This is a genomic window from Butyricicoccus sp. AM78-15b2TA (assembly GCF_027665985.1).
GTDB lineage: Bacteria > Bacillota > Clostridia > Oscillospirales > Butyricicoccaceae > Agathobaculum > Agathobaculum butyriciproducens.
The window spans coordinates 178114-204201 of the sequence record NZ_JAQEHY010000003.1 but is presented as its reverse complement, the minus strand read 5'-3'; the positions used below and the strand labels follow the sequence as shown (position 1 = coordinate 204201).

The 26088-nt window shown below is 55.8% G+C and carries 20 protein-coding genes, 1 pseudogene and 1 other annotated feature; of the genes and pseudogenes, 15 read left to right on the top strand and 6 right to left on the bottom strand.

What is annotated here, in order from left to right:
* Positions 1–351 precede the first annotated feature (351 nt).
* From cysS to PGS25_RS04705, 10 genes are all read left to right on the top strand, one after another.
* A complete protein-coding gene (cysS, locus tag PGS25_RS04750) occupies positions 352–1767 on the top strand; it encodes a cysteine--tRNA ligase (protein WP_270417847.1) in 1416 nt (471 codons plus the stop codon).
* A gap of 342 nt (positions 1768–2109) precedes the next feature.
* Positions 2110–3495: a citrate/2-methylcitrate synthase gene (locus tag PGS25_RS04745; RefSeq protein ID WP_110435459.1), complete on the top strand. Its 1386-nt coding sequence runs from the start codon at positions 2110–2112 to the stop codon at positions 3493–3495.
* A 220-nt stretch (positions 3496–3715) separates the two neighbouring features.
* Positions 3716–3883 (top strand) — a sequence feature (ribosomal protein L10 leader region).
* Positions 3884–3893: 10 nt separating this feature from the next.
* The gene (gene rplJ / locus PGS25_RS04740; protein WP_110435457.1) at positions 3894–4460 is read left to right on the top strand and encodes a 50S ribosomal protein L10; all 567 of its coding nucleotides are present in this window, start codon (positions 3894–3896) and stop codon (positions 4458–4460) included.
* A gap of 78 nt (positions 4461–4538) precedes the next feature.
* On the top strand, positions 4539–4910 hold the full coding sequence (gene rplL, locus PGS25_RS04735) for a 50S ribosomal protein L7/L12 (RefSeq protein ID WP_118360056.1): 372 nt from the start codon (positions 4539–4541) through the stop codon (positions 4908–4910).
* A gap of 166 nt (positions 4911–5076) precedes the next feature.
* Positions 5077–6411 carry a 30S ribosomal protein S12 methylthiotransferase RimO gene (rimO, locus tag PGS25_RS04730; RefSeq protein WP_118728760.1) on the top strand — a complete coding sequence of 445 codons (1335 nt, stop codon included), beginning with the start codon at positions 5077–5079 and terminating at the stop codon, positions 6409–6411.
* A gap of 6 nt (positions 6412–6417) precedes the next feature.
* Positions 6418–7077: a CDP-diacylglycerol--glycerol-3-phosphate 3-phosphatidyltransferase gene (pgsA, locus tag PGS25_RS04725; RefSeq protein WP_270417846.1), complete on the top strand. Its 660-nt coding sequence runs from the start codon at positions 6418–6420 to the stop codon at positions 7075–7077.
* Positions 7078–7292: 215 nt separating this feature from the next.
* Entirely contained in the window at positions 7293–8186 is an 894-nt protein-coding gene (locus tag PGS25_RS04720; protein WP_270417845.1) for a TIM barrel protein, read from the top strand.
* Positions 8187–8387: 201 nt separating this feature from the next.
* Positions 8388–9407: a sugar ABC transporter substrate-binding protein gene (locus PGS25_RS04715; RefSeq protein ID WP_270417844.1), complete on the top strand. Its 1020-nt coding sequence runs from the start codon at positions 8388–8390 to the stop codon at positions 9405–9407.
* A 212-nt stretch (positions 9408–9619) separates the two neighbouring features.
* Positions 9620–9751: a hypothetical protein gene (locus tag PGS25_RS04710; RefSeq protein ID WP_256372137.1), complete on the top strand. Its 132-nt coding sequence runs from the start codon at positions 9620–9622 to the stop codon at positions 9749–9751.
* Positions 9752–9759: 8 nt separating this feature from the next.
* Positions 9760–11340 carry a solute:sodium symporter family transporter gene (locus PGS25_RS04705; RefSeq protein WP_330671857.1) on the top strand — a complete coding sequence of 527 codons (1581 nt, stop codon included), beginning with the start codon at positions 9760–9762 and terminating at the stop codon, positions 11338–11340.
* Positions 11341–11614: 274 nt separating this feature from the next.
* Here the strand turns inward: PGS25_RS04705 and PGS25_RS04700 are convergent, their stop codons facing one another.
* Both PGS25_RS04700 and PGS25_RS04695 read right to left on the bottom strand, forming a co-directional pair.
* Positions 11615–12466 (bottom strand): AraC family transcriptional regulator, encoded by an 852-nt coding sequence (locus PGS25_RS04700; protein ID WP_118564222.1) that lies wholly within the window; start codon positions 12464–12466, stop codon positions 11615–11617.
* A gap of 113 nt (positions 12467–12579) precedes the next feature.
* Positions 12580–13758, bottom strand: a complete 1179-nt coding sequence (locus tag PGS25_RS04695) for an iron-containing alcohol dehydrogenase (RefSeq protein WP_270384286.1) — start codon at positions 13756–13758, stop codon at positions 12580–12582.
* 120 nt (positions 13759–13878) lie between these two features.
* Here PGS25_RS04695 and PGS25_RS04690 point away from each other — a divergent pair, with 120 nt between their 5' ends.
* From PGS25_RS04690 to mfd, 4 genes are all read left to right on the top strand, one after another.
* A complete protein-coding gene (locus PGS25_RS04690) occupies positions 13879–14874 on the top strand; it encodes a putative ABC transporter permease (RefSeq protein WP_270417843.1) in 996 nt (331 codons plus the stop codon).
* A gap of 230 nt (positions 14875–15104) precedes the next feature.
* Complete coding sequence (locus PGS25_RS04685) at positions 15105–16346, top strand: cysteine desulfurase family protein (RefSeq protein ID WP_110435446.1); 1242 nt, start codon at positions 15105–15107, stop codon at positions 16344–16346.
* Positions 16347–16463: 117 nt separating this feature from the next.
* On the top strand, positions 16464–16898 hold the full coding sequence (nifU, locus tag PGS25_RS04680; RefSeq protein WP_118477998.1) for a Fe-S cluster assembly scaffold protein NifU: 435 nt from the start codon (positions 16464–16466) through the stop codon (positions 16896–16898).
* Positions 16899–17113: 215 nt separating this feature from the next.
* Complete coding sequence (gene mfd / locus PGS25_RS04675) at positions 17114–20587, top strand: transcription-repair coupling factor (RefSeq protein WP_270417842.1); 3474 nt, start codon at positions 17114–17116, stop codon at positions 20585–20587.
* A gap of 380 nt (positions 20588–20967) precedes the next feature.
* Here the strand turns inward: mfd and PGS25_RS04670 are convergent.
* The 4 genes and pseudogenes from PGS25_RS04670 to PGS25_RS04655 all read right to left on the bottom strand — a co-directional run.
* Positions 20968–21840 (bottom strand): annotated as a pseudogene (locus tag PGS25_RS04670) (PSP1 domain-containing protein); the annotation flags it as partial.
* Positions 21841–21869: 29 nt separating this feature from the next.
* Positions 21870–22751, bottom strand: coding sequence for a hypothetical protein (locus PGS25_RS04665; protein WP_270417840.1), 882 nt, complete (start codon positions 22749–22751; stop codon positions 21870–21872).
* Positions 22748–23071, bottom strand: a complete 324-nt coding sequence (locus PGS25_RS04660; RefSeq protein WP_110435421.1) for a cyclic-di-AMP receptor — start codon at positions 23069–23071, stop codon at positions 22748–22750. The genes PGS25_RS04665 and PGS25_RS04660 overlap by 4 nt, the downstream gene beginning before the upstream one ends.
* A 61-nt stretch (positions 23072–23132) precedes the next feature.
* Positions 23133–24578, bottom strand: coding sequence for an aminotransferase class I/II-fold pyridoxal phosphate-dependent enzyme (locus PGS25_RS04655; protein WP_270417839.1), 1446 nt, complete (start codon positions 24576–24578; stop codon positions 23133–23135).
* Between the two features lie 341 nt (positions 24579–24919).
* On the opposite strand from PGS25_RS04655, the gene serC reads away from it, so the two are divergent.
* The gene (gene serC / locus PGS25_RS04650; protein WP_118728773.1) at positions 24920–26011 is read left to right on the top strand and encodes a 3-phosphoserine/phosphohydroxythreonine transaminase; all 1092 of its coding nucleotides are present in this window, start codon (positions 24920–24922) and stop codon (positions 26009–26011) included.
* The last annotated feature ends 77 nt before the right edge of the window (positions 26012–26088 follow it).

Below are 26088 nucleotides of genomic sequence, written 5' to 3'. Positions count from 1 at the left end.
AAAGCTGTGGTCTGCACCAGTCGGCTTGACTTCTCCTCATAAAATGGTTATAATAAAATCACTATAATCGTTATTTATGCGATGACGCAGGAAAAGTAACCGGCTCGCCTTGCGCGAAAGAGAGAAGCTCCTCGGCTGAAAGGGCTTTGCGCGGGAAACGGTGAAGTGCGCCTGCCGAGCAACAGGGTCAAACGCCCTGCGGAAAGTGCCCGTTACCGCACTGCACGAGCGAAAAATCGGAGTGGAACCGCGTTTGTACGCCTCCCGAGGGAAGAATATCCCTTGGGAGGCTTTTTTATTCCCGAAACTCCGCATAGCTTTCCTGAAAACCATCAAAAGGAGATAAAAATCATGAAACTCTACAACACGCTGACCCGTCAGAAGGAGGAATTCGTTCCGATCACGCCGGGCGAGGTAAAGATGTATTCCTGCGGTCCGACGGTATACAACTATTTCCATGTCGGCAACGCACGTCCGTTCATCATTTTCGATCTGCTGCGCCGTTACTTCGAGTACCGCGGCTACAAGGTTGAGTTCGTTCAGAACTTCACCGACATTGACGACAAGGTAATCAACAAGGCGAACGAGGAAGGCGTGGACTTCAACACCATCGCTGAGCGTTATATTAAGGAATATTTCGTTGATGCACAGGGTCTGGGCGTCAAGAAGGCGACCGTGCACCCGCGTGCGACCGAGACCATGGACGCTATTATTGATATTGTTGAGCGCCTGATCGAGAATGGCCACGCTTACGTTGCTGAGAACGGCGACGTATACTTCCGCACCAAGTCCTTCCCCGAGTATGGCAAGCTGTGCCACCAGCCGATGGAGGAGCTGCAGGCCGGTGCCCGCATCTCGGTCGGCGAGGTAAAGGAAGATCCGATGGACTTCGCGGTCTGGAAGGCTGCAAAGCCGGGTGAGCCGGCTTGGGATACGCCGTGGGGCAGCAAGGGCCGTCCGGGCTGGCATATTGAGTGCTCGGCTATGGCGAACAAGTACCTCGGCAAGACCATCGACATCCATTCCGGCGGTCTTGATCTGATTTTCCCGCATCACGAGAACGAGATCGCACAGTCCGAGTGTGCAAACGGCTGCACCTTTGCGCATTATTGGCTGCACAACGGCTTCCTGACCATCGACAATGAGAAAATGTCCAAGTCCAAGGGCAACTTCTTCATGGTCCGCGACGCAGCAAAGCAGTTCGGCTATGAGACCATCCGCATGTTCATGCTGAGCGCGCACTACCGCACTCCGCTTAACTACTCCGCTGAGTCGCTTGAGATGAACAAGGCCTCCCTTGCCCGTCTGTACGAGGCCCGCAATAATATGGAGTTCCGCATCGAGAAGGCATCCGGCGACACCATGACCGCCGAGGAGACCGAGAAGCTGGAGGCTCTGAAGGGCTACAAGCAGAAGTTCATCGACGCAATGGACGACGACCTGAACACCGCAGACGCACTGTCCGCCATCTTCGAGCTGACCCGCGAGATCAACGCGTACAACGGCTCGCATCAGGACGCAACTAAGGCATTCCTGACCGCAGCGCATGACCTGTTCATGGAGCTGACCGGTGTGCTCAATCTGGTGCAGAACCGCGACGATGCGGCTGATCCGGATGCCGAGAAGATCGGGGAGCTGATCGCGCAGCGCGCCGCAGCCAAGAAGGAGAAGAACTTCGCTGAGGCAGACCGCATCCGCGGTGTACTGGCTGATATGGGCGTTACCATTAAGGATACCCGCCAGGGCACGCAGTGGAGCCGCAATTAAATTGCGAATCTCGACTATTTGATAGAAAAAGTCCTCTGTTCGTGTGCGAATAGGGGACTTTTTGCGTATTTTCTGCACTGGCAGGGCACCTTGCTGACGCAGCCCGCATGTGCCGGTCAACCAGTACTAAGGAACGCTGCTGGTGACTTTTTCACTTCAAATTGATAAAATCTTTGCACGCCGCGCACAAAAAACTTGCGTGATATCAGGATGGACAAGCGGAAAACCTGCGAAAAAGCGGTTTTTATCGGTTTATACAAGTGTCGTTGATTGACATTTTTGCAGGATTGCGGTACAATATATTCATCATCTGATTTATTGGGACGGAAAGGAGAAGGCGGAATGACGATTCAGCCTGATTATGTAAAGGAAGAACTTTTGCATGAACTGAGTGAGAGCTTTCGTATGCACAACCAGCTCCCACCTGATCTGTTTACGCGCTACCGCATCAAGCGCGGCTTGCGTAACGCAGACGGTACCGGTGTTCTGGTCGGCGCATCGCATCTGGGCAACGTACACGGCTATATTCTGAACGAGGGCGAGCGTGAGCCAATCGAAGGCCGCCTGACCTATCGCGGATATAATGTATACGATCTGATTCACGGTCTGGAGCAGGAAAACCGCTTCGGCTTTGAGGAGATCGGTTATCTGCTTATGTGCGGCAAGCTGCCGAGCCGCCGTCAGCTGGCGGAATTTCAGCACACCATCGGTCTGGAGCGTGCCCTGCCGGACAACTTCACCGAGGATATGATCATGCGTGCGCCGAGCCGCGACATCATGAACAAGCTGGCAAGCGCAACGCTGGCACTGTATTCCTATGATGCGAACCCGGATGAAACCACGGTCGAGAACATTATGCGTCAGGGCATCAGCCTGATGGCCAAGTTCCCGGTTATCATTTCGCATGCGTATCAGGCAAAACGCCGCTACTTTGATAACGATTCCATGTTCCTGCATGTGCCGGATCCGAACCGTTCGACTGCAGAGAATATTCTGCACCTCATCCGTCCGACCGGCGAATTCAACGATGACGAGGCTAAGCTGCTCGACCGCTGTCTGATCCTGCACGCCGAGCATGGCGGCGGTAACAACTCGTCTTTCACCGTGCGTGTTACTTCTTCGTCCGGTACGGATACCTATTCGGCGATCGCGGCTGCGGTTTCCTCGCTGAAGGGCCCGCGCCACGGCGGTGCGAACCTGCGCGTCGTTAAGCAGTTTGAGGAGATGAAGGAGAATATCCACAACTGGAAGGACGAGACCGAGGTCGGCAATTACCTGCGCAAGATTCTGAATAAGGAAGCAGGCGACGGCTCCGGTCTGATCTACGGCATGGGTCATGCAATTTACACCTTGAGCGACCCGCGTGCCGTTGCACTGAAAAAGGCTGCTCGTCCGCTGGCGGAAAAGACCGGCTATTCAGATGAGATGGATTTGATCGAGCTGGTAGAAAAACTGACGCCGGGTGTCTTTGCCGAAATCAAGGGCAGCGACAAGCCGATGTGCGCAAATGTCGATATGTACTCCGGCTTTGTTTACAAAATGCTCGGACTGCCCAAGTCGCTGTATACGCCGCTGTTCGCTACTGCGCGTATCGTCGGCTGGATGGCACATCGCCTTGAGGAAGTTACCACCGGCGGTAAGATCATCCGTCCGGCGTATAAGCCTGTTGCGAAGAATATCGAGTATGTTAATATTGATGAGCGGAATGACGGTCCGATCAATGACTGATTTTTAAGGCAATACCGCATAATTGAACAAGAGCGATTTGCGAGCAAATTTTGCGTGCTGACAAGGCGCGGTTTTGCGGTAATACTTGATGTATTGCCGTGAAATCGCAACAAAGTCAGGACATAAAATTTCCGCAAAGCGCCGCAGCTTTAATTGTGCGGTGTTGCCTTAATTTTTAGTTTTTTTGAAAAAAAGTGTTGACAACCTGCTCTATATGCGTTATACTAAATGAGCTTGGTCAAAGACAGCTGGCGCCGCAAGGCTTAAATGGCGATTTGTTCGCCGCCCGCCGAGGTCAACACAGACATGTTTATTATCATATTTGATTATGTTTTCTGTGTACCCTCCCTGTGTCTTTGCACCGGGAGGGTACTTTTATTTTACAGGAGGTGAAAATGATGCCGAACGCAAAGATTCTGGAAGAGAAGAAGGCTCTGGTCGCTTCCCTGGTAGAGAAGATCAAGAATTCTCCGGCAGGTGTACTGGTCGACTACAAGGGCATCAACGTAGAGGATGATACCAAGCTCCGCAAGCAGCTCCGTGAAGCTGGCGTTGAGTATGCTGTCATCAAGAACACTCTGATCCGCTTTGCAGCTAAGGAACTGGGTTTTGACGAGCTGGATGCGTGCCTGCACGGTACCACCGCTCTGGCAATCTCCACCACCGACGACGTTGTCGCTCCGGCGAAGATCCTGGCTGACTTTGCTAAGACCCACGAGAACTTCACCCTGAAGGCTGGTTACCTGGAAGGTAAGGCCATCGGTGAGGACGAGGTCAAGAAGCTGGCTGCTATGCCGAGCAAGGAAACCCTTATCGCTCAGGTACTGTACAGCTTCAACTACCCCATTATGCAGCTCGCTATTGCTTGCGATGCTATCGTTAAGAAGGCAGAGGGCAATGAGGAAATGAAGGTTGCTGAACTGGTAGCCCCGAAGGAAGCTGCAGCAGAAGAAGCTGCTGAGTAATTTCCCCGCACTGGCTGATTTATTCGGTCAGGAACACATTTTAACTTAAAAATTATCTAAAATTGGAGGTTTAATCCCATGACTATCGCTGAGATTATGGAAGCTGTAAAAGAGCTCAAGGTTATGGAGCTCTCTGAGCTGGTAAAGGCTCTCGAGGAAGAATTTGGCGTATCCGCTACGCCGGTAGCTGTTGCAGGTGCTGTAGCAGGCGGCGACGGCGCAGCTGCTGCTGACGCTAAGACCGACTTCGACGTAGTTCTGGTTGACGCTGGCTCTTCCAAGATCAACGTTATCAAGGCTGTTCGCGAGATCACCGGCCTGGGCCTGAAGGAAGCTAAGGAGAAGGTTGACTCCGCTCCGCAGACCATCAAGGAGGCTGCTCCGGAGGCTGAGGCTAACGAGATTAAGGAGAAGCTCGAGGCTGCTGGCGCTAAGGTTGAGCTGAAGTAAGGTTTCCTTACCGAACCAACTGCTTGCAATCAAGCAATTCCAAAGACGCAGAGCGTTTGCTCTGCGTCTTTTTCTATGCCAAAATTTCCGTCAGTCAGTGGTGACAAACCCGAAATTGTGCGGTATAATAAAATAGAATAATAATGTGGACAAGAAGGAGAATCTCATGCCGAAATTAGGACTTATTTCGCTCGGCTGCGCGAAAAACCTCGTGGACAGCGAGCACATGCTGGCCCGGCTGCGGGACGCAGGCTGGGAGATCACCGAGGATATGACCGAAGCAGACGTTGGCGTTGTCAACACCTGCGGCTTCATCGAAGCCGCTAAGACTGAGGCCATCGAAACCATTCTGGAGACCGCCCAGAACAAGCAGACCGGCAATATGAAGGGTCTGGTCGTGACCGGCTGTCTGGTGCAGCGCTATGCTGACGAGATGCGCGCTGAGCTGCCCGAGATCGACGTATTCTGCGGAACGGGCAGCTATGATGACATCGTGGACGCGGCCAATGCGGCGCTCAAGGGGCAGCAGGCGGCGTACATGGCCGATATGACCTCTGCTGCACTCGACGGCAGCCGCGATCGCCTGACACCGTCCTACACCGCATACTTTAAGATTGCGGAGGGCTGCTCGAACACCTGTGCATACTGCATCATCCCCAAGCTGCGCGGACGTTACCGCAGCCGTGAGATGGCATCGCTGCTCGAGGAAGCGCGTGCACTCTCTGACGCAGGCGTTAAGGAGCTGATCGTCATCGCGCAGGACATCACCAAGTACGGTATGGACCTGCCCGAGCATAAGCGCCTGCTGCCCGAGCTGCTCCGCGAGCTGTGCAAGATGGACTTTACCTGGATTCGTCTGCACTATCTCTATCCCGACCAGATTACGGACGAGCTGATCGACGTGATTGCGGATGAGCCGAAAATCGTAAAATATCTGGATATTCCGCTGCAGCATGTCTCTAAGCGCATTCTGCGTGCAATGCACCGTCCGGGTGACGGCGCGGAATTTACCAGGCTGATTGAGGATATGCGCGAGCGTATTCCGGGCCTTGTGCTGCGTACAAGCCTGATCGTCGGTCTGCCGGGCGAGACCGAGGACGAGTTTGCCGAGCTGTGTGAGTTCCTGCAGAATGTCGGCATTGAGCGTGTCGGTGTGTTCGAGTATTCGCCGGAGGAAGGCACGGAGGCCGCAGAGCTGCCCGACCAGATCGACGACGAGACCAAGCAGAACCGCCGTCTGATCGTCGAAGAGCTGCAGTCCGGTGTGCTCGATGACTACAATACCTCCCGCCACGGTGAGGTCATGCAGGTGCTCTGCGAGGGCTTTGACGAGGAGCAGGGCCTGTGGTATGGCCGTACCTACGCGGATTCGGTCGAGGTAGACGGCCACGTCTACTTTGACGCGGCGGATAACGAACCGGCGGAAGGCGAGTTCGTGTCCGTTCTCATCACCGAAAGCCTTGGACCCGACCTACTCGGTGTCCGTCAGAAGGAGGCATAATTTCCTATGACAACCGCAAATAAAATCACGCTGACCCGCATTGCGATGATTCCGTTTTTCATCTATTTTGCGGCGCAGCCCATGCTGATCATCGATGAGACCCGGTATCTCGCCGCGTTCCCGACCAGCACGGTCATCGCGCTCGTGCTGTTCTGCGTGGCATCGTTCACGGATTTTCTGGACGGCTATGTGGCGCGAAAGTACAATCAGGTGACGGATTTCGGCAAATTTGTCGATCCGCTGGCCGATAAGCTGCTCGTAGCGTCCGCGCTCATCCTGTTCGTAGAGCAGAAGGCGATGGCAGGCTGGATGGTCTGCGTTATCCTCGCGCGTGAGCTGATCATCACGTCTCTGCGCGTGGTTGCAGCCAATAAGGGCGTTGTTATGGCTGCAACGTGGACGGGCAAGGTCAAGACCTGTGTGCAGATTGGCGGCATCATCGTCATTTATCTGTATTATATCATCATGGGTGCGCTGGCAAACGGTATCGCCTTCGCGGACGGCGATGGTGTTACCGCTGTTATGTTCATCCCTCATGCGAATGGTATGCCGCTGCTGCTGACCATCGTCGGCTGGGTGGTAACGCTGGTTACCATTTACTCCGGCTATGATTATCTCAAGAAGAACTGGGATCTCATCAAGGACGGCGCGGTAAAGGCAAAATAAAACCGCATACTGTTTCAGCCTCAGAGGTGCACTTCGGTGCACCTCTTTTTTATTATTTTCTCTGGTGCGGGAACAGGATAGTGGGTTGACGTTAAGTAAGTTGCCCGTTTACATCAATTAAAACATAATGCCGAAACGGTCTCCGGCGGGAGTGATTCCGCCGAGACCGGAAAGGCTGACAGTTTCCTGAATAATTTGACAGGGAGGATAAAATTATGGCTATCAAGATTGGTATTGCACCGGACTCCTGGGGTGTATGGTTCCCGGCAAGTGATCCGAACAATGCAAAGCAGCCCCAGTGGTGGCGCTGTCTGGACGAAATGAAGGTTGCCGGCTACGAGGGCTGCGAGATTGGTCCGTGGGGCTACATGCCGAACGACGATCCCAAGGTGCTCAAGAACGCTATGGACGCGCGCGGCCTGACTCTGGTAGGCGCCACCGAGGGCGGCAACTTCCTTGATGACGCGGCTGTTGAAGGCATGCTCAAGGACATCGACGATATCTCCAAGCTGCTGAAGGCTTTCCCGAGCGCAAAGTATATCGTTCTGCTGCCTCCGATGTACACTAACCTCGCTACCGGCGAGCTGGAGATGAACCCGGAGCTGACCGACGAGGAGTGGGCTACCTACTGCAAGAACGTGCAAAAGTGCGCGGACCGCTGCGCAGCGAACGGCTTTATCGGTCTGTTCCACCCGCATGTTGACAGCCACGTTCAGACTGAGGAGCAGATCGAGCGCTTCCTGAACGACACCAATGTAGATCTGTGCTTCGACACCGGCCACCATGTATACGGCGGCGGCGAGCCGATCTCCTTCTACAAGAAGTGGGCGAAGCGTATCCCGTACATCCATTTCAAGGACTGCGATCTGGCAGTCAAGGCAAAGATGGACGAAAACAAGTGGTCTTTTGCCAAGGCTGTAACCGAGGATATCATGGTTGAGCCGGGCAAGGGCAGCATCGACTTCACTGCAATGCATAAGGCACTCGACGAGTGCGGCTACGACGGCTGGTGCGTCGTAGAGCAGGATCTGTTCCCGGTTAAGTCCTTCGACGTACCGCTGGAGAAGGCTTCCATCGGTCGTGAGAACCTGCGCAAGGCAGGCTTCTAATGAAATAGTAATCACATACCCATTTGACAATCGCATCTACACCATTCCCGTTTTCATTATTTTGTTATCCGGTCCCTCTTGAATTTCATCCAACAGAAAATCAAGAGGGACTGCTGATAAAGAGTACACGCAAGTGTGAAATACACAAGCGTAAAAGGGCGCTGAGAGAGCAGGGCCCGGAAAAAAGAGAGGAGAAAAATTATGAACAAGAAGAGAGTGTTAGCGATGTTGCTGGCAGGAGCGATGGCATTGTCGATGATCGCATGCGGCGGCGGCAATTCTGCCTCGACCGATGGCAGCAGTAATGACGGTGGCGCATCCGCTTCCAGCGGCAGCTACAAGGTCAGCGTTATCCTGAAGACCCTGGCTGCCGAGTACTGGCAGTATGTAAAGTCGGGCGCAGAGGACTATGCTTCCGAGCATTCGGACAAGGTTACGGTAGAGGTTAAGGGTCCAAGCTCTGAGACCGCTTTCGATGAAATGCAGAACATGATCGAGACCGACCTCAGCTCCGGCAGCTATGACGGCGTTATTATCTCTCCGCTGCAGTCGGATACCGCGGCGCAGCTCGTCAGCGGCACCAAGCTGCCGATTGTTGCTATCGACACCAATTTCACGGCACCGGAGGTTAAGTCCTTCGTAGGTACCGGTAACGAAGCTGCTGCCAAGAAGGGCGGCGAGGCTGCTGTAGAGGCTGCCAAGGCTGCCGGCTGGACCGATATCAAGTGCATTGAGATCGCAGGCGTACAGGGCGACCAGACCAACACCGCTCGCATGAACGGTTACAAGGCTGGCGTTGAAGAAGCGGGCGGCACCTTCCTGAGCGACGAAGTACAGTACGCAGACGCAACTGCTGATCGCGCTACCACCGCTATGGAAGCTATCATGCAGACACATCCGGAAGGCATCGCAATCATTTGCGCAAACAACGACGATATGGCTATGGCAGCAGCCCGTGCAGCGCAGGGCCATGACGCATACAAGAACACCATCTTCCTCGGCTTCAACGGTGACCGCGCTGCTTGTGAAGCAATCCTGGCCGGCCAGATGACGATGTCTGTCGCCCAGATGGCTTACGAGATGGGCTACAAGGCTGTTGAGACCATGGTTCAGGTTCTGGACGGCGAGACCGTTGACGAGTTCGTTGACTCCGGTTCTGACGTAGTTACCCCGGACAACGCGCAGGAGCGCCTGGATACCCTGAAGACGCAGCTCCACTAATAAAACAAAAACTGCATTCCGTACAAACGCAGATTGTGCGATAATGTTCACGCGTAAGATCCTCTCTCCGGATCGGCAGGAAAACGCTCCAACGTTCTGCCAATCCGTAATGGATAAACGCAAATTTCAAAGATCCTTTCTCTCATTCTATTTCTCTATATGGTGGTGCCCCCTGCTCCTGCCCAAGCAGGATCAGGGGGCATTGCTATGGAATGAAGTTGGATGAGATAGACAAAATTAGCAATTCTGTACAGATTATCCTGCAGGCTGCAGAGAAAAAGAGGGACACGCTGCTGCAAACACCCGTGGCAGCGTATTTACACAGCAAACAAGAGGGGTTTTAAAAAATGGTATTTACACTGGGTTCATTTGTGCAGCGGTGGCATTTGTAAGCTGGCTGAAAACCAGGGGAACGGACGAGACCAGCAAAGACGGTTACTTTCTTGGAGGCCGAAGCCTGAGCGGTCTGGTTATCTTTGGTTCTCTGATGATGACCAACCTGTCCGCGGAGCAGCTGGTAGGCCGCAACGGTCAGGGCTATGCAGCCGGCATGACTGCAATGGGCTGGGAGACCATGTGCCCGATCGCATTGACGCTGATGGCGCTGTTTTTCATCCCGAAGTATTTCAAGCTCGGCATTTCCACCATTCCGGAATTTCTGGAAAGCCGCTTTGACCGCGCAACCCGCGTCATTGTATCGTTCATTTTCCTTGTCGCTTATATTGTAACCATGCTGCCGCTGGTGCTGTACGCAGGCTCGGTAGCGATGGAGCGTATCTTCGGCATTACCGCACTGATGGGCGGCAACCGTTTCATGGCAACCACCGTAATGTGCGTTGCACTCGGCATAATCGGCGGTATCTATGCAATCTTCGGCGGTCTGAAGGCCGTAGCCGTATCGGACTCTCTGAACGGCATCATCTTTATCATCGGCGCGGTCATCCTGATCCCGGTTCTGGCGTTTATCGCACTGGGCGACGGCAGCATCGCAGAAGGCATCCGCATTTTCGCTACATCCTCTCCGGAGCACCTGAATGTGATCCAGCCTGCTGACGCACAGCCGCCGTACATTCCGTGGCCGATGATCGTACTTGGCTGTGGTATCAACCACATCTCTTACTGGTGCACCAACCAGTCCATCATGCAGCGCGTATTCGGCGCTAAGAACCTGAAGGAAGCACAGAAGGGCTCTCTGCTGACCGGTCTTACCTGCGTATTCTGCCCGATCTTTCTGGTAGCGCCCGGCGTTATCCAGTTCATCCGTGACGGCGGTGTACTGACCGACTTCGATATGGCGTACCCGTCTCTGATCAAGGACATCCTGCCGACTCCGGTACTGGGCTTCTTTGCAGCAGTCATGTTCGGTGCGATCCTGTCCTCCTTTAACTCGGTACTGAACAGCTCCATGACGCTGTTCACCCTGGACATCCTTCCGGTTATCTCCAAGAAGAAGCGCACGGACGCGCAGCTGATCACCATGGCAAAGCGTTTCGGCATCGTGCTGTGTCTGGCATCCATTATTATCGCACCGTTTCTGCTGTATCTGCCGGCTGGCATCAGCACCTTCCTCAATCAGATGTGGGGTTACTACGGCGTGTCGGTTCTGGCGATTGTCGTTATGGGTATTCTGGCTCCGCGCATGCCGAGCTTCGCACCGAAGGCTGCCATCATTGTCCATATCGTATGCTATGGCCTGATGATGAACCTTCTGACGTTCCACTTCCTGTACTTTGAAGTAGGCGCATTCGTAATTGACCTGATCCTGATGGCGATTCTGACCAAGGCTGCACCGCGCAAGGAAGCATATGTACTGCCTGAACTTGAGGTTGTTGATATGACCCCGTGGAAGTACCGCAAGCCGGTCATTGCAGTTACGTTCATCCTGCTGGCAGGCATTTATGTGCTGTTCTCTCCTCTGGGTCTGGGCGGCTAAAGGCTTCGCCTCGATTGAAACCACGGTTTCAATCGAATTTCGACGAAAAACCGCGTCCTGCGGACACATTTTTTCGTCCCTTGTATAAAAAGGCAGGCGCTATCCTTGCGCGACTTCTCGGTCGCGCTGCGCGTACACGCCCCGCCTTTTTATGAATTTGCTTCGCAAATTCGATTGAATGCGTGCTGCCACACGAAGCACATTGCGGACAGCCGGAATTACGATTTACAAGAAGAAAAGACAGACCGTTTTGCGGTCTGTCTTTTTTGTGCGTTTAGAAGGAAATTGACCGGAACGCCGTCGGTGAGATATCGGTTTCCTGCCGGAATGCCCGCGCAAAGTGCGACGCACTGTTGAAGCCGCAGTCCTCGGCAATCTGCTCAACGGTCAGGTCACTGGACAGCAGCAGACGCTTGGACTGACGCAGACGGTATTGCAGCAGATACTCATGCGGCGTACAGCCGACGTATCGCTTGAAGCTGCGGATAAAGTGGGATTTGCTGATGCCGCACATCTCGGCAAGGTCGTTCAGCGAAATGTCATCGGCAAAATGACCGTGAATATACGCCAGTGCCGGTGCAAGCAGCTCGCTGATGACGGTGGTTCGCACGGTCTGCGATGCCAGACCGCCCAGAATGCTGTGGACGGCAATGGAAATCTGGTGCTCGTTCATGGAGGCAAACTGCGTGCTCATGCCGTACTGCGCCGAGTGCACAACCGTGCGGAACTGGTCCTTGAGCGACAGCATCGGCTGCTTTTCGTGCACAAGGCCAAAGCGCTCGGTCAGATATTCGGTGTACTGCTTGCTGCTTGCACCGTTGAAGTGAAACCAGTAGAAGTCAACCTTGTCCGGACACCAGTAGCAGTGCGGCTTGCGGCAGTCGAACAGTGCTATTTCGCCCTCGTGCGCCTCAGCGGTCATACCGTCTGTGCGGATGCAGAGCGAGCCGCTGTTGATGTAGATCAGCAGGTATTGGTCAATGCCGTTTCGTTCGATCCGGTAATCGCTGTTGCAGATGAACTGACCGAACTGCGGGCAGTAATACAGCGCGCTTTTCGCAAATTCGGACGGCAGTGAGAAGTCCATGAAGGACGGGGTCAGTACGCCGGTATCTACAATTTGCATAAAATCCCTGCTTTCATTTGGTCTCGATAGCGATGAGATACAGGGGGTGGCTGCTGCACAGCCTTCCCTTTGCAGCTGTTACGCTTATTGCACTGCCTTTGTCACAGGCGGTTTTACTCCGCCAGCTTATAAATCTCGATGATAGCCTGTTCATCAAGTGCGGAATAGCTCTTGACCGGACCCTTGACCGTGCGGACGGTATTTGCGGCCAGCTGTGCGTAATTCTCCGGCTTGATGCCAAGCTGCGACAGATGCGTCGGCATGCCGATCTCCTCAAAGAAGCGCTTCATGGTCAGGATGCCTTCGCGTGCGGTGCGCTCAGGATGGTGGAAATCCATCTCCACGCCAAATACGCGGTTCGCCAGCTGAGCAAAGCGCGGAAAGTCGTTCTTCATCTCGTACAGCGCCCAGGCCGGGAACAGCACGGACAGACCGGCACCGTGTGCAATCTCATCGCGGAACGCGGACAGCTCATGCTCAAGCTTATGCACCGGGAACAGGCGCTTGCGGCCGCAGCCGGTGTAATCGTTATGCGAAACGCTGCCGGCCCACATCAGGGACGCACGCGCCTCATAATCGCGCGGATTGGCGATTGCCCGGCGGCCGGCATCGCGCACGGCAATGAGCAGACCTTCGGCAATGCGGTCGGTAATGTCGCTTTCGCCGCCTTCCGGCGTGAGGTAACGCTCGAGCGTGTGCATCATGATGTCCACAATGCCGCAGCCGGTCTGGAATTTGGACACAGTATAGGTGTTCTCCGGATCAAGGAAGCTGATGCGCGGACGGTTGGTCTCGCTCGTGATACCGCGCTTCTCCTTGGTCTCCTCGTTGGTGAGTACGCAGGAGTTGCTGCTTTCCGAGCCGGAGGCTGCCAGCGTCAGCACAGTGCCGACCGGCAGCGTGGTATCCGGCTTTGTGCCGGTGGATGCAAACTGCCACGGATCGGTTTTGGTGGCAACGCCCATGGCGATGGCCTTCGCCGAGTCGATTACCGAGCCACCGCCGACTGCCAGTACAAAGTCGATGCCCTCTCGCTCTGCCAGTGCAATGCCCTTGCGGACAAGCGATACCTTCGGGTTCGGCGATACACCGCCCAGTTCAACAAAGGCAAGACCCGCCGTAAACAGGCTCTTTTCCACACGGTCCAGCAGACCGGTCGTGCGTGCGCTCGAGCCGCCGAAGTGCACTAAAATGCGGTGCACCCCCAGCTCTTTCAGACGCGGGCCGATCTGTTCCTCAATATCTTTACCAAATACAATCTCAGTCGTGGTGTGCAGATTAAAATTCAGCATTAGGCGTTCCTGCCCTTCCTATTAAAATAGTATGATTCTATTATATCGTTCCCCTTGCAAAAAGTCAAAAAATTCGATAAAATAGATAAATGCGAAATCCGAATCGTGAGGGGTGAGAGCGTGTATTACAGTTATTCCGCCGCCCAGTGGCTGCTGGTTTTCTACCTGTACTGTATGCTCGGCTGGTGCTTTGAGTCCACCGTGGTTTCGGTAGGACAGCGCAGACTGGTAAACCGCGGCTTCCTGCGCGGCCCCATGCTGCCGATTTACGGCTTCGGCGCCGTGATCCTGCTGCATGTTTCGCTGCCGTTAAAACAGCATCCGGTGTGGCTGTATCTGGCGAGCATGATCGCGGCGACCGTGTTTGAATACATCGTCGGCGTGGTGATGGAAAAGATATTCAAGGTAAAATACTGGGATTACTCCAAGCAGAGATTCCAGTTTCAGGGCTATGTCTGCCTGCGCTCGTCACTGTGCTGGGGCTTTCTCGGCCTGATCCTGACGAGCGTCATTCATCCGCCGATTGAAAAGCTGGTGCTCGGTCTGCCGTTTATCGGACTGATCGTGATCGACGTTCTGTTTTCGGCGGCATTTATCAGCGATGTGATCGTATCCGTACGCAGCGCACTCGATCTTGCCAAGGTGCTCGAGGAACTCGACCGTCTGCGCGAGCAGGGAGCCGAGCTGCGTCAGCAGCTGTCCGAGACTGCACTTGTCGGTCTGACCAACCTGTCCTACCGCGTGGAGGAAGCACACGGCGAGTTCACCGAGAAGGTGGGCGAGGCGAAGGCGCAGTTCTCCGAGAAAATAGATGATGCGAAGGAACAGCTTGCCGACGCAAAAGCGCAGCTCTCCGAAAAAATGGACGATGCGAAGGAACAGCTTGCCGCCGTGCATGAGATGCGCTCCGATGAGCGTAGGGCGCAGACCGCAGCTGCACGCGAGCAGCTGCAGGCTAAGCTCGACGAGCTGCAGCGCCGCTTTGACGAGCGGGCAGCCGCACTCGGCCGCACCCGCAAGAGCCTGCTGCGCGGCAACCCGACCGCCCGCTCCGAGCGTTACACTGAGGTGCTCGAACGGCTGAAAAAGCGCCTCGATACACACACGCACCGGTAAAACACAGCTAACTTCCTTATAAAACTACACAAAATGCACAAACTAATGCAAAATGCAGCAGGATATGCTTGCTGTTTCGTCAGTTTTTCACTTGCTAAAATACCCGTTTCGGGTGTATATTAGTAGTACCCGCTGAACCTATCATTTTACTCGGGTTTTCGCGCATCGAAAACCGCCTGTTCAGCTTGTGTTTAAGACAACCTTTTTGGACAAAGAAAGGCAGATATACTATGGAAAAGAGATTCGTATATGCGGATAACGCGGCGACGACCCCGATGTCCGAAACTGCGTTCAACGCTATGAAGCCGTGGCTGACCGAGAACTACGGCAACCCGTCTTCGCTGTACCGCATCGGCCGTGCGGCAAAGGAAGCGCTCAACGATGCGCGTACCGTTGTCGGCAAGTGCCTGAACGCGGCAGAGCCGGTAAACGAGAAGAACGACTATGCACCGGGTGAGATCGTATTCACCGGCGGCGGTTCGCAGGCGGACAACCTTGCGATTCGCGGCTTTATGCACGGTCCGTCCTCCAAGGGCCGCAAGCACATCATCACCTCCAAGATCGAGCATCATGCAGTGCTGTACACCTGTGAGGCGCTTGAGAAGGAAGGCTACCGCGTTACCTATCTGAATGTGGATAAGGAAGGCCGTGTAGACCTTGAACAGCTTAAAGCAGAACTGTCCGAGGACACCGCACTGGTTTCCGTTATGGCGGCAAACAACGAGATCGGCACGATTCAGCCGATCAAGCAGATTGCCGAGCTGGCGCATTCGGTTGGCGCAAAGTTCCACACCGACGCGGTTCAGGCTGTCGGCCATATGCACATCGACGTGCAGGAGATGGGCATCGACATGCTGTCCCTGTCCGGTCATAAGTTCCGCGGTCCGCGCGGCACCGGCGTGCTGTATGTGAAGAAGGGCATCACCCTTGAGCCGCTGGTATACGGCGGCGGTCAGGAGCGCGGTCTGGTTTCCGGCACCGAGAACACCGCAGGCTGCATCGGTCTGGCAGCAGCGATGAAGGAGGCCGTTGAAGGTCTGGATGAGAAGATGGGCTACGTCAAGAAGCTGACGGACAAGCTCGTTAAGGGCATTATGGAAAACATTCCGTACTCCCACTATACCGGCGATCCGGTAAACCGTCTGCCGGGCACCGCTTCGTTCGTCTTTGAGGCGATTGAGGGCGAGGGTCTGATCCTGCGACTGGATAACGCAGGCGTATGCGGTTCCACCGGTTCGGCATGCTCCACCGGTTCGCTCGATCCGTCTCACGTTCTGATGGCGATCGGTCTGCCGCACGAGATCGCGCACGGCTCTCTGCGCCTGACCCTTGGCGAGCAGAACACCGAGGAGGACGTTGATTATATCATCGAGACGGTCACCGATGTTGTTAAGACCCTGCGCTCGATGAGCCCGGTTTGGGAGAACGGTCATCCTAACCTGACCGCTGCAACCGAGCTGCACGCACATTAAGATAAGCGGAAACGTATCCCGTAGGGCGCGACGACTCGGCGCGCCGGGGTCGTCGCGCCCTACGATTGATTTTCCTGCAATATATTCATTTGATTGGACAAAAAGGAGATAGATTTTATGCAGTACAGTGAAAAGGTGCTCGACCACTTTACGCATCCGCGCAATGTTGGCGAGATTGAGGACGCAAACGGTGTCGGCGAGGTCGGCAACGCAAAGTGCGGCGATATTATGAAGATTTACCTCAAGGTGTCGGACGACGGCATCATCGAGGATGTTAAGTTCAAGACCTTCGGCTGCGGTGCAGCAATCGCAACCAGCTCGATGGCTACCGAGATGGTAAAGGGAAAGAGCCTGGAGGAAGCGCTCAAGCTGACCAACAAGGCCGTTGCTGAGGCTCTGGACGGTCTGCCGCCGGTAAAGATGCACTGCTCCGTGCTGGCAGAGGAAGCGCTGCGCTCTGCAATTTCCGACTATTACAAGCGTCTGGGCAAGGATCCGTCTGAGATTCTCGGCTGCGATGCAGACTGCGAGACCTGCCACAAGGCAGACTAACACGCATATTTCGCAAAAAATACGCATAACATTAGGGCAGATTGAGAAATCTGCCCTTTTGGTGTCTCAATAATTAAGAATGAATAATGGAGAATTGAGAATTAGCGCTATCCTTGCGCAGACTTCAGTCGCGCTGCGCTGGTATCGCGCTTTGCGCGATGATTCAATAACCGCCTTTACAGGCGGACTCCTTCATTTTCCATTATGAAAGGGAGGTGAACCTCTTGAATGAAATTACAAAAAGTATAACTTTCCTAAAAGAATACAAACAGTTAAAACAAGCTGTTGATGAGGGCAAAACTCCGGTGCTGGCGGTGGGCTTATCAGCCATCCACAAGGCGCATCTGGCGGCGGCGTTAGGACTGGATACAGATCGTCCGGTACTGGTTTTGACCGACGACGACAACACTGCGAATCGATTTGCCGCTGATTTGCGCGGTTTTTCCGAGCGTGACATTGTGCAGCTGCCCTCTCGTGAGCTGGTGATGGCGGATGTAGTCGGTGTGTCGCGCGGCTACGAGCAGCGCCGTCTGGCAGCACTGGACGAGCTGACGGAAGCGCATTTTGCGGTCGCGTCCGTGCAGGCGGCAGCCCAGCGCACCATGCCGCCGGAGGCGCTCAAGGCGGTAATCGTGTCGCTGGCCACCGGTGAAACCGCGCCGCTGGATGAGCTGGCACAGTCGCTCACGCGCGCAGGCTACGAGCGCTGCGTACAGGTCGAAGGCACCGGTCAGTTTTCCATTCGCGGCGGCATCCTCGATGTGTTTCCGCCGCAGGCGGAGCACCCGTACCGCGTGGAATTCTGGGACGATGAGATTGACTCAATCTCCACGTTCGACGTCGGCAGTCAGCGCCGGTTGGAGCAGTGCGAGTGCCTGCGCTGTCTGCCGTGCATGGAATCCATTCCTGCACTGGCGAAGGGCGGTGCGGCAGGACTGGCAAAGGCTGTTCTGGCACTCACCTCGACCCGCCGGAAGAAGCAGCACGCGGATTTGCAGACTAACCTTGAACGGGACGCAGAACGTCTGCGCGAGACCGGTTCGCTGCCCGCAGCGGACAAGTATATGCCGCTCATTTATCCCGAAATGGCGACCGCGTTCGACTATCTGCCCGAAAATGCCATCGTCATCATCGAGGACACGCCCCGTCTGCGCGACGCGGTGCGCGATTTCCACGCGCGTGTAGCCGACGACGTAACTGCTCTGCTCGAGCGCGGCGAAATGCCGCCGAATCTGGGAGAATATGCGCTGGATTTTGTCGGCGTATGCGGCGTGAAGCGCCAGATTTTGCGCCTGGACAGCTTTCTCAACAATGTAGCCGAGTTGACACCGCAGCATCTGGAAAACTTTATCGCCAACCAGATGAACGCCTACGGCGGCAACCTCGACATGGCGTCTGCCGATATCCGCAGCTATACCGAGCAGGGACGCGCGGTGGCGGTCGTGTGCGGCAGTGCGCTGCGCTGCCAGAACATGCTGGACGCGCTGACCGACACCGGTCTCAACGTAAAAATCAGCGATCTGCTGCCCAAGGGCGGCTGTGTCAACATCATGGAGGGCACGCTGTCCGCCGGCTTTGAGTATCCCGATCTCGGTCTTGTTGTCATGACCGAGGGACAGGTTCTTGCCCGGCGGAAGAAAACGCAGGTCAAGAAGTCCAACCGTGATAAGGTGAAGTCGTATACCGACCTGACACCGGGTGATCTGGTCGTGCATGAGCACCACGGTATCGGTCGGTTTATCGGCATGGAGCGCATGACGGTGGACGGTTCCGAGCGCGATTTCATCAAAATTGCGTTTGCGGGTACGGATTTTCTGTATGTTCCGGCAACCTCGCTCGATCTTATCTCCAAATACATCGGCGGCGGCGACAACGAGCGCGTGCGGCTGAACAAGCTCGGCGGCGCGGACTGGAGCAAGGCGAAAGCACGCGCCAAAGCGGCGGCAAAGGAGCTGGCCGAGGGTCTCATCAAGCTGTATGCCGAGCGCGCCAAGGTCAAGGGCTACGCCTTCCCGCCGGATGACGCGTGGCAGCGCGAGTTCGAGGAGGATTTCCCCTACGAGGAGACCGACGACCAGCTGCGCTGCATTGCCGAGATCAAGGATGACATGCAGTCCGACCGTCCGATGGACCGCCTGCTGTGCGGTGATGTCGGCTTTGGCAAGACCGAGGTCGCGCTGCGTGCCGTGATGAAGTGCATTCTCGCGGGCAAGCAGGCGGCGATCCTCGTACCGACGACCGTACTCGCGCGCCAGCATTACCTGACCGCAATGCAGCGTTTTCAGGGTCACCCGATCACGATCGAGCTGTTAACGCGCTATAAGACCGGCTCGGAGCAGACTGCGCTGCTCAAAAAGCTGGAGGCGGGCTCGGTCGATCTGGTTATCGGCACGCACAAGCTGTTCAACAAGAAGATCAAGTTCAAGGATCTCGGTCTGCTCGTCGTGGACGAGGAACAGCGGTTCGGCGTCGGGCACAAGGAAACGCTTAAGGAAATGAGCAAAAACGTGGATGTGCTCACGCTGTCGGCAACGCCGATCCCGCGCACGCTCAACATGGCGCTGTCCGGTATCCGCGATATGTCCTCCATCGAGGAGCCGCCGCAGAACCGTCATCCGGTGCAGACGTTCGTGCTTGAGCAGAACGACGGCGTGCTGCTCGATGCCATCCGGCGTGAGCTGGGACGCGGCGGACAGGTGTACTACCTGCACAACCGCGTGGAGTCCATCGAGCGATGTGCGAGCATGTGGCAGCAGCGGCTTCCGGATGCGCGAATCGGCATCGTTCACGGCAAAATGGGTCAGAAAGAGATCGCAAAGGTTATGAACGAGATGGCGGACGGCGAGATTGATATTCTGGTCTGCACCACGATTATTGAAACCGGCATTGACATTCCGAACGCGAATACGCTTATCATTGAGAACGCAGACAATATGGGTCTGGCGCAGCTGCACCAGATTCGCGGCCGTGTAGGCCGCTCGTCGCGCCACGCCTACGCCTACTTGTGCTACCGGCACGGCAAGGCGCTGAGCGAGATTGCGCAGAAGCGGCTCGGTGCGATTCGTGAGTTTGCAGCGTTCGGCTCGGGCTTCAAGATTGCCATGCGTGATCTGGAAATTCGCGGTGCAGGCAATGTGCTCGGTCCCGAGCAATCCGGCCACATGATGAGTGTCGGCTATGATCTGTACCTCAAGCTGCTCGAAGAGGCTGTGCAGGAGGAGAAGGGAGAAACACCCAAGCCGCGTGTTGATTGTGCGGCCGAGCTGCTGATTTCTGCCAATCTTCCCGCTGATTATGTTGCGGATGCGGGACAGCGTGTCGATCTGTACCGCCGTATCGCGCTCATCCGCACGGACGAGCAGCGCAGTGATATGCTCGATGAGCTGATCGACCGCTTCGGTGAGCCGCCTGCGGAGGCCATCGCGCTGCTGGATATCGCGCTGCTGCGTGCCAAGGCCAGCGAGCAGGGGATTGCGGAGATCAAGCAGCAGGACGGACGGCTGCTGCTCACCTTTTCCGAGACCGATTTCGCGCGCCTGTCCGCGCTCTGCGGTGACAGTGAATTCAAGGGCCGCCTGCTGCTCAACGCCGGTTCGACACCGTATCTGTCGCTGCGCCTGAATAAGGGCGAGACGGCGATGGAAATGGCACAGACGCTGGTTGATAAGTACGCTGCCACGGCAAAATAAGCAGGAGAATGATAGAAAGCGTGATTCACTGAAGCCGATTTTCTTCACTGAGCTTGCAGACAGGGGAGCGGCTGTATTTGCGCAAAAAAGAGCGAAACCATGCGGTTTCGCTCTTTTTCTCATTCTTCGCCGGAATTCTGTTCCGGAGCACCGTTCTCGCCATTCGGCTTGCGGCGGCGTCTTCCGCCTCTGCGGCGGCGACGGCGCGGCGCACCTTCACCGTCCGGAGACAGCTCATTCTGAGCCTCTTCGGGCAGTTCGTCTGCGGCAGTCTGCTGCGGGGCAAGCTTGCGCGGCGGACGCGGCTGCTGCGGCTTCTGATGCGGAGCCTCGCTCTTTTTCGGTGCATCCTTTTTGGGTGCGGGAGCGGCAGCATCCTCCTGCTCCTCGCGCTTACGGCGTTCCTCGGCCATAGCGGCGGCATTCTGACGGTTGCGGCACGCACCCTTTACCATGCAGCACTGCGTGCACTGGAACTCGGTCAGCGAGTGCTCCGGACTGTCGTCCAGCTGTACCTTGCAGGTGCCGCGCAGCATCTGGGTGGAAACTACCTTGCCGCGGCCTTCCGGCGTATCGACTACGCTGCCCTGACGCGGCGTGACCTTCTGCAGCTCGGCGTAGGCCTCGTGCTCATACTTGAGACAGCACATCAGACGGCCGCACACACCGGAAATCTTCGCCGGATTGAGCGACAGGTTCTGATCCTTTGCCATATTGATGGAGACCGGATGGAAATCATCGAGATATGAGCTGCAGCACAACTCGCGGCCGCAGCAGCCCAGACCGCCGATCATCTTCGCCTCATCGCGCACGCCGATCTGGCGCAGCTCAATGCGGGTGCGGAACACGCTCGCAAGGTCCTTAACTAGCTCGCGGAAGTCCACACGGCCGTCTGCGGTGAAGTAAAACAGCAGCTTGTTCATGTCAAAGGTGCATTCCGCGGTGACAAGGTTCATTTCCAGACCGCGGTCCTCGATCTTCTGCTTGCAGATAATAAACGCCTCGTCGGCACGCTTTTTGTTGCGCTCGAGCGTTTTCATATCGGTCTCGGTTGCCACACGGACCACGCGCTTGAGCGGCTGCACGACCTGCTGATCGGGCACATCGGTGTTGCCCTGCACGCAGTCGCCGTATTCCACGCCGCGGGCCGTCTCGACGATCACACCCGTACCGGGTGCGATTTCCAGACCCTGCGGGTCGAAATAATACATTTTTCCGTTCGATTTGAAACGAACTCCGATTATTGTTGTCAAAAAGTTTTCCTCCTGTATGATGGAAACGCTTAGGAAGCGTAACAGATGCGGTAGATATCGCTTGTTAATGCGCAGGTGACAGCCGCGGATGCCGCGTTGCGCGACACACGGTCGATCAGCACATCAATAAAATCGTAGACCGCCAGCAGGCGTTCCGTACTGACGGCGCCGGCGAGTGCCTGCGTCTGCTTGCGGAGTGCCGGCTGCAGCGGCTTTTGCGGCAGAGCCTTTGAGACGAAAATCGCGTCCCGGACAGCGGCCTGCAGAATGCCGAGCACGCCTAACAGTGCACGGCGCGGCGTCTTTTCCAGACCCATTGCACCGAGCATCATGCGGTCCTCACGCCGTTCGGCAACCGCAGAGAGATAGGGTGCCAGCAGGCTTGCCGCCTCCTCGTCCGATACCGCCGCATGCGACGGCTCGAGCGCAAATTTAGTGCAGCGCGAGCGCACGGTCTGCAGCAGCGAATCCGGCTGCTCGGCGGTCAGAATGAAGAACGCATACGCAGGCGGCTCCTCCAGCTCCTTGAGCAGCGCGTTCTGCGCCATGGGGTTGAGATTCTGCGCATGGTGAATGACTGTCACACGGCGTTCGCCGTCGTTCGGGATAATGGCGTTTTCCGCCTTGATCTGACGCGCTAGATCGACCTTGAGTTCGGCCTCTCCTTCGTCCACGATCATCAGATCCGGGTGCACACCCTGCTCCACCTTACGGCACGGCAGACAGCTTCCGCACGGATGACTGCCCGCGCCTTCGCATAAAATACCGGCTGCAAGCACATTCGCAAGGGCTTTGAGCGCCGCCGGATCGTCACCGGACAGCAGCACGGTCTGCGGAAAACGCTCGTTCAGCGCATGCTTCAGGCTGTTTTTGAGCGCATTGTTGCCCGCAAGTGCGTCAAATGAGATCACAGCTTTTCAAAACGCTCAACGTTGAGTACAAATACGGTTGCGCCGCCGACCTCGACCTGCACCGGCGTGGACGGGAAAAAGCCCATGCCGAGCTCAGCGGTTGCCGGCATGATCTGCTTGCGGGAGGAGGAGTGCTCGCGGATGATGTCAAAGCACTCATCCAGCTTGCTTTCGTCCAGACCGATCAGGATCGTGACGTTGCCTGCTTTGAGGAAGCCGCCGGTGGTCGCCAGCTTGGTGATAGAGAAGCCTGCTTTCATCAGGCTGGAGATAACATCCTGCGAATCATCGTAATTGATGATAGCCAGTACCATTTTCATAATAGTAACCCCCTATTCGCATTGCTGCGCGGAAACATATCGTTTGCTTGGATGAGATGCGTTATTGATGGACAACAACGGTTATTTCATCTATTATATTGTACCATCTTTCACGGATAAGTGCAATGTGCGCTCCTGTAATTTTCTCGCCGGGCCAGAGCAGCGGCACACCGGGCGGATACGGCGTGACCGGACGGGCACAGACCAGACCCTCGGCAGCGGCAGGCTGCACTCTGCCGGTCTGTGAGAACCATGCGTCGCGCACGCTCATCACGCGCTCGGCGGGCGGAAACGGTGCGGACAGGGACGGCAGGGGAATCAGCTCGCGCCGTTTGGAAATGCGCCGCAGACCGCGTTTCAGACGGCTGATCGCACCGTTCGGGTCGGAGCCGGTGAGGATGAACACAACATTGCGGTCATCCGCCATCTCGCACGCCACGCCGCATTCGCTCCACAGCGTATCGGCCAGCTGGTGACCGGTGATGTCGGTTCCGGCGGTGCACACCGTCAGACGGCATGGGTCAAGCGCAGGAAAATGATCCTCGGTCAGTGCGGTGAACATGGTCCGGTGCTGCACATAGGCACGCAGTTCGGCACAGGTTTCCGCCGAGCGGCGGTACTCCGCGTGACCGGGCCCCTCGGTGTAGGCACGCGCAAGGTCAATGGATGCCATAATGGGATAGGACGGACTGGATGTGCCGAACAGCATGGTGTTTTCGCGCAGTGCGCGGCGGTCCACGCCTGCCGCGGAGAGCAGAACGGCGCCCTGTCCCATGCACGGCAGCGTTTTGTGCATGGAGAGCACGGCTATATCCGCACCTTCCGCGACCGGTGTCGGCAGGCCGACGGCAGGGAAGTGTGCACCGTGTGCACCGTCTACGAGCAGCAGCTTGCCGTGCGCGCGGCACAGATCGGCAAACTCGGGAATCGCCCGCCGGATGCCGTAATAGGTCGGAGAGGTCAGCAGGATCGCCTTGATTTCCGGATGTGCAATCAGCTGTGCTTCCGCATCCTTGACCGGAAGCGAACCGGAAACCGCGAACGGCTCGATCAGCGGTGCAGAAAAGAAATACGGCGTAATGCCGAGCAGCGCGCAGCCGTAGCAGACGGACTTGTGTACCTCGCGGTCGAGCAGGACAGCGCCGCCGCGTCCGACCGCTGTGCCGAGCATGGCCAGAATGCCCTGTGTCGAGCCGCCGGTCAGGAAAAAGCAGTCCGCCGCGCCGAAATACCGCGCGGCGGCAACCTCCGCATCGCGGATAGGGCCTTCACCGGTGTACAGGTTGCCGGTGCCGTAGGTTTCGGTAAAGTCGATGGCAAAAATATCCGCATAGGTGTTGAAAACCGGCTCACCCTTGTGCCCGGGCATGTGAAACCGCGCGGAGTCGCCGGTCTCGAGCAGCTGCAGAGCATGGAACAGCGGCGCCGTCGTGAACGGCATCAGGCGGTTGATCTGTCTGTGATTGGGACGGTGGCTGTGCGGCGCAGCCGGTCGGCGGTGGTGCATAGTTGAGTTGGCTCCTTACATTATTATGCTATAATACAGTATAACACATAATTAGGAATTAGGAATTAGGAATTGCCGTGATTCACAGGTATGCATTTACCTATCACAAAAAATTACTGATTTTTGATTACGCATTACTAATTTTCATGAACTGTCCACAATGTGCAGACATTCGTTTATTCATTGCGGATTTTTTGGGACATTTTTCGGTAGCCAACGGCAGGGCTTTGTATTATAATAAATAATACGTTCCATTCATAAAAGTAATATCACCGCGACAGACCGTGATATGTAAACTGGGAACGTCTTTACGCTTATATTTGAAAGGCAGGCTATTCACTATGGCAGACAATCGTATCTACAATTTTTCCGCAGGTCCCTCCATGCTTCCGGTTCCGGTGCTTGAGCGCTGTGCAGCCGACATGCTGAACTATCAGGGCTCCGGTATGTCAGTCATGGAGATGAGTCACCGTTCAAAGGTATATGACGGCATCATCAAGGAGACCGAGGCTACGCTGCGCCGCGTACTCTCCATTCCGGATAACTACAAGGTTCTGTTCCTGCAGGGCGGCGCTACCACCCAGTTTGCAGCGATCCCGATGAACCTGCTGAAGACCGGCAAGGCTGACTACGCGCTGACCGGCAGCTTCGCTTCCAAGGCTTACAAGGAAGCACAGAAGTTCGGCGACATGCACGCTGCATTCTCCTCCAAGGAGACCAACTTCGACCACGTTCCGACGCAGGATGAGCTGGATATCCGTCCGGATGCCGACTACTTCTACATCTGCGCCAATAACACCATCTACGGCACCGAGTATCAGTACGATCCCGAGACCCCGGCAGGCGTTGAGCTGGTAGCGGATATGTCCTCCAACATTCTGTCCAAGCCGGTTGATGTTTCCAAGTACGGCGTTATCTACGCCGGCGCACAGAAGAACATGGGCCCGGCCGGTGTTACCGTTGTTATCGTCCGCGAGGATCTGCTCGGCAACTATCCGCTCGAGAAGTACCCGGTTATGCTCGACTGGAAGACCATGGCTGACAAGGATTCCATGTACAACACGCCTCCCACGTACGGCATCTATGTACTCGGTCTGGTTGCCAAGTGGGTTGAAGACATGGGCGGCGTAAAGGCTATGCAGGAGCGTGCTGAAAAGCGTTCCTCCATGCTGTATGATTACCTCGATTCCCAGGATTTCTACAAGACTGTAGCCGCAAAGGATTCCCGCAGCCGCATGAACGTGACCTTCCGCACTGGCAACGACGAGCTGGACGCAAAGTTTGCCAAGGAGTCCATGGCAGCCGGCATGTCCAACCTGAAGGGTCACCGTTCGGTAGGCGGCATGCGTGCTTCCATCTATAACGCAATGCCGATCGAGGGCGTTGAGAAGCTCATCGACTTCATGAAGAAGTTCGCTGAAGAAAACAAGTAACAATAATTGAGAATTGATAATGGAGAATGGGAAATTGCGGTATCGCGCAAGGATAGCGACATTTTCCATTTTCAATT